General features: G+C 67.6%; 7 protein-coding genes and 1 pseudogene. All 8 read left to right on the forward strand.

All coding sequences use genetic code 11. The features are described 5' to 3' along the window. Nucleotides 1-59 precede the first annotated feature (59 nt). Nucleotides 60-836 (forward strand): alpha/beta hydrolase, encoded by a 777-nt coding sequence (locus ABZ911_RS36570; RefSeq protein WP_358066920.1) that lies wholly within the window; start codon nt 60-62, stop codon nt 834-836. A 241-nt stretch (nt 837-1,077) separates the two neighbouring features. Then, nucleotides 1,078-1,261: pseudogene (locus tag ABZ911_RS36575) on the forward strand (carbohydrate ABC transporter permease); the annotation flags it as partial. Between the two features lie 124 nt (nt 1,262-1,385). Continuing rightward, a complete protein-coding gene (locus ABZ911_RS36580) occupies nt 1,386-2,744 on the forward strand; it encodes a M1 family metallopeptidase (protein ID WP_358066923.1) in 1,359 nt (452 codons plus the stop codon). Nucleotides 2,745-3,094: 350 nt separating this feature from the next. Continuing rightward, on the forward strand, nt 3,095-4,402 hold the full coding sequence (locus tag ABZ911_RS36585) for an FAD-dependent oxidoreductase (protein WP_358066926.1): 1,308 nt from the start codon (nt 3,095-3,097) through the stop codon (nt 4,400-4,402). A gap of 161 nt (nt 4,403-4,563) precedes the next feature. Beyond that, nucleotides 4,564-5,787, forward strand: a complete 1,224-nt coding sequence (locus ABZ911_RS36590) for a helix-turn-helix domain-containing protein (RefSeq protein ID WP_358066928.1) — start codon at nt 4,564-4,566, stop codon at nt 5,785-5,787. Nucleotides 5,788-6,257: 470 nt separating this feature from the next. Beyond that, nucleotides 6,258-6,587, forward strand: coding sequence for a PadR family transcriptional regulator (locus ABZ911_RS36595; protein WP_358066931.1), 330 nt, complete (start codon nt 6,258-6,260; stop codon nt 6,585-6,587). A gap of 2 nt (nt 6,588-6,589) precedes the next feature. Next, nucleotides 6,590-6,973 carry a DUF1048 domain-containing protein gene (locus tag ABZ911_RS36600; protein ID WP_358066933.1) on the forward strand — a complete coding sequence of 128 codons (384 nt, stop codon included), beginning with the start codon at nt 6,590-6,592 and terminating at the stop codon, nt 6,971-6,973. 38 nt (nt 6,974-7,011) lie between these two features. Further along, the coding region (locus ABZ911_RS36605; RefSeq protein ID WP_358066936.1) for an ATP-binding cassette domain-containing protein at nt 7,012-7,492 on the forward strand (481 nt) is incomplete at its 3' end.

Below are 7,492 nucleotides of genomic sequence, written 5' to 3' on the forward strand. Positions count from 1 at the left end.
AAGCTCCTCAGCACCGGCGTCCCCAACCTCACCTACACCCGCGCCTGAAAGGCACCGCGATGAACATGCAGACAGTCGTCTCCAAGGACGGCACCGAGATCGCCTACGACCGCTCCGGCAGCGGACCCGTAATCATCATGATGGCCGCCGGACCCACCGACCACTGGGCCCTGGCAGGCATCGCCGAACTCCTCTCCGAGGACTTCACCGTCTTCAACTACGACCGGCGCGGCCGGGGCGACAGCGGAGACTCCGCCTCCTACGCCCCCGAGCGCGAGTACGAAGACCTGCAGGCGCTCATCACGGAGGCGGGCGGTGACGCCAGGGTTTTCGGCTCATCCGGCGGCGGGATCCTCGCCCTCAAGGCCGCCGCGTGGGGCGCCGACATCGGCCGGCTCGCCATCTGGGAGGCCCCGTTCATCCTCGAAGGCAGCCGTCCGCCGGTCCGCGCCGACTACCGGCAGAACCTGGAGAAGCTGCTCACAGAAAACCGCCGCGGCGACATGATCGAATCCTTCATGGTCGACGCTGTGGGCATGCCCGTCGAGTTCGTCACCCCTATGCGCGACGCGCCCTTCTGGCCCTCCATGGAACGCATCGCGCACACCTTGATCTATGACGCGACCATCATCGGCGACTGGTCACTACCGGCCGGACTGCCCGAGCTCACCGTGCCGACACTCGTCCTCGAAGGCGGAACGACCCCCTGGCTGACCCAGTCCGCTGAGGCCCTCACCCAGGCACTGCCCGCAGCCCGCCACACAGTCCTTCCCGGACAAACCCACGATGTCGAAGCAACGGCCATCGCCCCACAGCTCGCTGAGTTCTTCTCCTAGCCCGTTCGTTCCCATGTGTCGGGGTCTAGCTCGAACGTCATGGTGACAGTATGTGAGCTGGGCTGTTGTGGGCTTGATGGCGCTCCACTGCGTTCGAGCTACACCCTTCCCCGATCCGGGCAGTCTGCAATTTTGGAATGATCTTCCGCCGGCGAGGTCCGGCGAGGGCGGGCCAGCCACGCAAGGCGGCCGCGCAGAGATGATCTATCGCGGGGTGTCCAGGTCGGCGTTGGTGGCTCTGCTGCTCATCGCCCTGGTCTTCGCCAACCCGGAGGCCCAGTCGATAGATAAGGCATTGCAGTCGCAGATGCGGCAGGCCGGGAACAACGTCGACACCCTGTCGTCCGGCGCCTTCCTGCCGCTGATCCTCTTATTCGCGTTCCAGCGCTACTTCGCAGGGCATGATGGCAGGTTCCGCGAAGTAGGCCCGCGGAGCGGCGCCCGCCAAGCCACAGGCAGGCGGGCGCTGATCCGGAATTTTTGAGGCATTCCGGGAAGTATGCAGAAAAAAGTGTGTAACGAAGGCGTTCCATGTGTCGAAAATCCGGTATGAAGCGATTTCTGGTGCTTGCCGCAGCGGCCCTCCTGACGGTTTCCGCCTCCTCAGGCGCCCCCGGCGACCCCGGTGGAGGCGATCCCTACTTCCCCGGGCAGGGCAATGGCGGCTACGACGCGGGCCACTACGATCTCGTATTCGACTACAACCCCAGCTCCAACGTCCTCAGCGGCGTCGCGACTATCAGCGCGCGCACCACGCAGGAGCTGAGCAGGTTCAATCTGGACCTGACCGCCGACCTCGACGTCAGCAAGGTGACGGTGAACGGCACGCCCGCCATCTTCAGCCAGGGCGGGACCGAACTCGTCGTCACGCCGGCCGCGGCGCTCGCCTCGGGCCGTGCCTTCACGGTCGTGGTCACCTACAAAGGCAAGCCCAAGCATGTCGTGGACCCCGACGGCTCACGCGGCGGCTGGATCCGCACCAGCGACGGCGTGTTCAACGCCAACGAGCCGCAGGGCGCGATGACCTGGTACCCCGGCAACCACCACATGACCGACAAGGCCACCTACCGCTTCTCGGTGACGGTGCCCAGCACCAGAGTGGCGGTCGCCAACGGCGACCTGACCTCGCGTAAGACCACCGGCGACCACACCACGTACGTCTGGGACGCCAAAGAACCGATGGCCAGCTACCTCACAACCGTCACCATCGGAAAGTTCCAACTAGCCGACACCAAGATCGGAAAGTATCGGACCATCGTCGCAGTCGACCCCAAACTGGCACGCAAAGCCGCGAACCTCGCCGAGCGCCACGCCCCCGTACTCGACTACTTCGCGTCGCTCTTCGGCCCCTACCCCTTCTCCTCCACCGGCGCGATCGTCGACAACGCACCGAACCTGGGCTACGCCCTGGAAACCCAGACCAGACCCATCTACGAGGCGGTACCCAGCGAGTGGCTACTCGCCCACGAACTGGCCCACCAATGGTTCGGCAACTCGGTGACACCCAGCCGCTGGCAGGACATCTGGCTCAACGAGGGCTTCGCCACCTACGGCGACTGGCTCTGGCAGGACAAGATCGGCCAGCAGACCCTCCAGACGTCCTTCGACACCGCCTACGCCCGCCACGCCACGGACGCGTTCTGGAACACGCCGACCGCCGACCCCGGCGGCCCGGTGGCGCTCTTCCACGACCGCGTCTACGACCGCGGTGCGATGACCCTCCACCTCCTGCGGAGCAAGGTGGGTGACGCGGCGTTCTTCCAGATCCTCCGCACATGGGCGGCGGAGCACAAGTACGGCAACGCCGACACTCCCGCCTTCATCGCCCTGTCGGAGCGAGTCTCCGGCCAGAACTTGTCCGACTTCTTCGCAGACTGGTTGTTCAAGGTCGGGAAACCGGCTTTGTGATCTCACGGTACGGCTTGCGCCTCCCATTTCCGGCGCAAGCCGTACCAGACCATGCCAGGTGCTCTCTCGGTGCTGGAAGGGAACGGGCAGTCTGCTCGCGCCGGCGATCTCCGCGAGTGCGCTCGCCTTGCTGGCGTTGCCGTTGCTGCTGCGAGCGATACCGGAGACCAGGGGCGCCGATCTGCGCACGGGCGTGGCCTCGTGACCAATCCGCGGTGGACGGACGCGGGCGACGGATGTCGTCGGGGAACCGGACAAACGGCGACGATTGACAGCTGTTCGCGGGTGACGGGCGGGAAACACTGGACCAATCCCGTGACGGCACGGGATTCGCAGGGAGGACGGCAGGCATGAGCGCGGAATTCAGCACCGCCGTGGTGGTCGGCGCGGGAGTGATCGGGTCCTCGATCGCGCTGGAACTCGCCCGCGCGGGGCGGCGGGTGATCGTCGTGGACCGGGCCGGTGGCGCGGGCGAGGGGTCCACCAGCGCGTCGAGTGCCGTGGTGCGGTTCAACTTCTCGACCTCCGCCGGTGTGGCGACCGCCTGGGAGTCGCACTTCTGCTGGCTGGCCTGGGCCGAGCATCTCGGGCACGAGGTCGGCGACCTGGCCCGGTTCGAGCGCAGCGGAATGGTGATGCTGGACGTGGACGCGGCCCCGAGGGCGGTCTGGCTTCCGCTGTTCGACGAGATCGGCGTCCCGTACGAGGAGTGGGACGCGGCGACGCTCGCCGCGCGGGTGCCCGGCATCGACACCGGCCGGCACTGGCCGCCGAAGAGCATCGACGACCACGAGTTCTGGGCGGAAGCGGGCACCACACTCGGCGGGGTCTTCACCCCGGACGCGGGGTACATCACCGATCCGCAGCTGGCGGCCCGCAACCTCGCGGCGGCGGCGGCCGGAGAAGGGGCGGAGTTCCGCTTCCGCAGCCTCGTGACCGCCGTGGAGTCGAGCGACGGGCGGGTCCGCGCGGTCGTGCTGGACGACGGCACCAGGATCCCGTGCGACGTGGTCGTGAACGCCGCCGGCCCGTGGTCCTCGAAGCTGAACAAGCTGGCCGGCGTCGGATCGGACTTCACCGTCTCGGTACGGCCGATGCGCCAGGAGGTCGCGCACGTGCTCGCGCCAGAGGGCTACCACCCGGAGGGCGGGGTGGGCCCGGCGGTGGCCGACATGGACCTCGGCACCTACTTCCGGGGTGAGGTCGGCGGCACTCTGCTCATCGGCGGCACCGAACCGGAATGCGACCCGTTCCAGTGGCTTGAGGACCCCGATGACGCCAATCCGAACCCCACCATGGCCGTGTTCGAGGCGCAGGTGACCCGGGCCGCCCGGCGGCTGCCGGGGCTGGCCGTACCCAACCGGGCCCGTGGCGTGGCCGGTGTCTACGACGTCACGACCGACTGGACGCCGATCTACGACCGCACCGCCCTCGGCGGCTTCTACGTGGCGATCGGCACGAGCGGCAACCAGTTCAAGAACGCTCCGGTGGTCGGTCAGTTCATGGCGGCCCTGATCGACCAGGTCGAGTCCGGTACGGATCACGACGCCCACCCGGTGCGGTTCCTCGCCAAGCACACCGGTCTGACGATCGATCTGGGCGCGTTCTCCCGCAAGCGCCCGGTGAACACCTCCAACTCGGGGACGGTGATGGGATGAAGCCGATCTGCGCCCGCGTGACCCTGTGGTTCGACCGGCACATGCCCGTGGACGCTCCGCCGGAGACCTGATAGAGGCGGGCAGGCCGCGCCGGGGACGCGACATCTGACGTCCGGCGATTCGGATGGCAGGATGTGGGCCCGAGCGGAAGGGAGCACGTCATGGCCGAAGGTGATCTCCAGTCCATCGTGGACGAGCTCGCCGAGCGGCTGCTCCGGTCGGTGGCGATCGACGACCCGTCGATCCGGTTGCTCGCGGCCAGCCGCCACTTCGGCGACGAGGACCCGGTCCGGATCCGCTCGGTGCTCAACCGGGCGGTCGGGACGGACATCTCCGACGCGATCTTCGCCCAGGGGATCGCGCGGTGGACGCTGCCCGGCGTGGTCGACGTCCCGGGCGCGCTCTCGCGGCTCTGCGCCCCGATCCGCTGCGGCGGCCTCCTGCTGGGCTACCTGTGGCTGATCGACAAGGACGGCGTGTTCTGCGAGGAGGTGGTGGAGGCGGCGGCGGACGCGGCGGCCCAAGCGGGCACGGTGCTGTACCGCCGGTTGCTGCTGCACGAGCGGTCCAAGGCCCGGCACGAAGCCATCCTTCGCGAACTCGTCTCACCCGACACGGGCGTCCGCGCCCAGGCGATCGAGGACCTGCGCGCCGAACAGCTGTTCACCGACGACGCGGCGCATTTCACTGTGCTCGCGGTCCAGTGCCGTACCGGTGGGGCCGTACCGGCACCGCAGGAAGTGGCGTTCGAGGCGGCGGTCGAGGAGGGGGTGCGCGCGGTGCCCGACGACGTCGCCCTGATGGTGGCGAACCGGTCCCGGGCGTGGATCCTGCTCATCCAGCGGCAGAAACCGACACCGACGCTCGTCACATCCGTCACCGACCGGATCACCGCCCGGTTCCGGCGCCTCAGCCAGGACGCGGAGCAACCGGCCTTCGGCCTCGGCACCACGGTCGGCCGGCCGGATGCGGTCATCACGTCCTACCGGCAGGCGTTCCTCGCCGCCCGCGCCGCGTTGCTCGTGCCGAGCATCGGCCATGTCGCCCGCTGGGGCGAACTCGGCGCGTACGAACTGCTGCTGAAGCTCCCCGTGGACGACCTCCTCGACGCCTCCCGGATCCCCCCGCTGGCCGCGCTGGAGCAGGAGGACAGCCACCACGTGCTCATCGACACCCTCACGGAGTTCCTGGACCGCAGCGGCAACATCCAGCGCACCGCGGACAGCCTGCGCATCCACCGCGCCACCCTGTACCAGCGGTTGAAACGCGTCGAACAGATCACCGGCTGCAGCCTCGACCACGGCGACGACCGGCTGACCCTCCACCTGGGACTCAAACTCCGGGCACTCGCCGCCGCCTACCGCGATCAACTGGGCGCCGAGTGACGGCACGACAGGTGCCGTCGCCTCGTGATGGGGCTCAGCCGAACCGCCTAGCTGACCAGTCCTGCTGATCGTCACTGCCTGACGCCGCTTCCCGTACCCCGCGAGCCCGCCGGGACCTCCGTCGGCGATCAGGTCTGATGCGGTGTCGTGTCAGCGGCCGTGTCAGTACGGCGACGGCCCGGTATCAGCGCGGTCGGCGATGGTGGATGCCATGAACGGTTCAGTGTTTGCGGCACTCGTGGTCGCCGGTGCTCCCGCCGCGTCCGCGACGGCGAAGCCGGCGATCGAAATCTTTGGCAGGGCTGACGCAGCCCCGTCTTCTCTCAGAGGGGGTGGCGGCGGGCTCGCTCACGAGCAGTGATCAGGTCGCCTGGCTTGCACCTCGACTATTCTGTGTTGCTATGTACCAGTAGTCAGTGTTACCGTGTACTGGTAGTCGGCATCACTGAGTAGCTGAAAGGGGGTTTTCCATGGGCAAGCAGGTGACGGAGATGCTCAAGGGCACGCTGGAGGGCATCGTCCTGGCGATCCTGTCCGGCCGGCCCGCGTACGGCTACGAGATCACGGCGTGGCTGCGGGATCAGGGCTTCTCCGACATCGCCGAGGGCACCATCTACGCGCTGCTGGTCAGGATCGAGCAGCGCGGCTTCGTCGACGTGGAGAAGGTCCCGTCCGAGAAGGGGCCGCCGCGCAAGGTGTTCTCCCTGAACGCTCAGGGACGGGAGCATCTCGACGAGTTCTGGAGGACCTGGAGCTTCCTCACCGAACGGCTCGAACAGCTCCGCGAAGGAGGCAAGTAGACATGGCCACAGAGCCGAAGAGGGGCTACCGGCAGTACCTGGAGATGGTCACAGGGTCGATCGAGGACAAGAGGCGCTACCGGCAGTACAGGGCGCGCGCGAAGCAGCTTCCGGCGAACTATCACGCGGCGATCGAAGCGCTGGGCCAGTACATGCAGCACTTCGGGCCGGGGGACGGGGAAAGCCTGCTGGCGATGCTGGAGGATCTCGCCGATCTCTTCGAGCAGAGCGCGGCGGACGGAACCCCGATCCGCGATGTCGTCGGGGAGGACCCTGTGGAGTTCGCCGAGGCGTTTCTTCGCAACTACCCAGGAGGTTCGTGGATCAGCCGGGAGCGGGAACGGCTGACCAACGCCATCGATCGCGTCACGGGCGACAAGCCGTGACGAAACAGAGAACGGATATCGGGATGACAGTCCATCAGATGAAGGGGCCTGCGATCCGCGTGCAGGGCCTGAAGAAGTCGTACAAGGAGCTGCAGGTTCTGCGGGGCGTGGACTTCGAGGTGGCGCGGGGCAGCATCTTCGCCTTGCTCGGCTCGAACGGGGCGGGCAAGACCACGGCCGTGAGAATCCTGTCCACGCTGCTCAAGGCCGACGCGGGAACGGCCAGCGTGCACGGCTTCGATGTCGCCACGCAGGCGGCGGACGTGCGGGAGTCCATCAGCCTCACCGGACAGTTCGCGGCCGTCGACGAGATCCTCACCGGGCACGAGAACCTCGTGCTGGTCGCCCGGTTACGGCATCTCAAGAATCCGGGCAAGATCGCCGATGATCTGCTCGCGCGTTTCTCGCTGACTGAGGCGGGCGCGCGGAAGGTGTCGACGTATTCGGGTGGCATGCGCCGCCGCCTGGACATCGCGATGAGCCTGGTCGGGAATCCGCCGGTCATCTTCCTCGACGAGC

Origin of the sequence: Nonomuraea sp. NPDC046570 (assembly GCF_040645915.1) — a bacterium.
GTDB lineage: Bacteria > Actinomycetota > Actinomycetes > Streptosporangiales > Streptosporangiaceae > Nonomuraea.

Coding starts and splice junctions, on each gene's coding strand:
- ABZ911_RS36570 (WP_358066920.1), top strand. CDS start 60: ATGAACATGCAGACAGTCGTCTCCAAGGACGGCACCGAGATCGCCTAC.
- ABZ911_RS36580 (WP_358066923.1), top strand. CDS start 1,386: ATGAAGCGATTTCTGGTGCTTGCCGCAGCGGCCCTCCTGACGGTTTCC.
- ABZ911_RS36585 (WP_358066926.1), top strand. CDS start 3,095: ATGAGCGCGGAATTCAGCACCGCCGTGGTGGTCGGCGCGGGAGTGATC.
- ABZ911_RS36590 (WP_358066928.1), top strand. CDS start 4,564: ATGGCCGAAGGTGATCTCCAGTCCATCGTGGACGAGCTCGCCGAGCGG.
- ABZ911_RS36595 (WP_358066931.1), top strand. CDS start 6,258: ATGGGCAAGCAGGTGACGGAGATGCTCAAGGGCACGCTGGAGGGCATC.
- ABZ911_RS36600 (WP_358066933.1), top strand. CDS start 6,590: ATGGCCACAGAGCCGAAGAGGGGCTACCGGCAGTACCTGGAGATGGTC.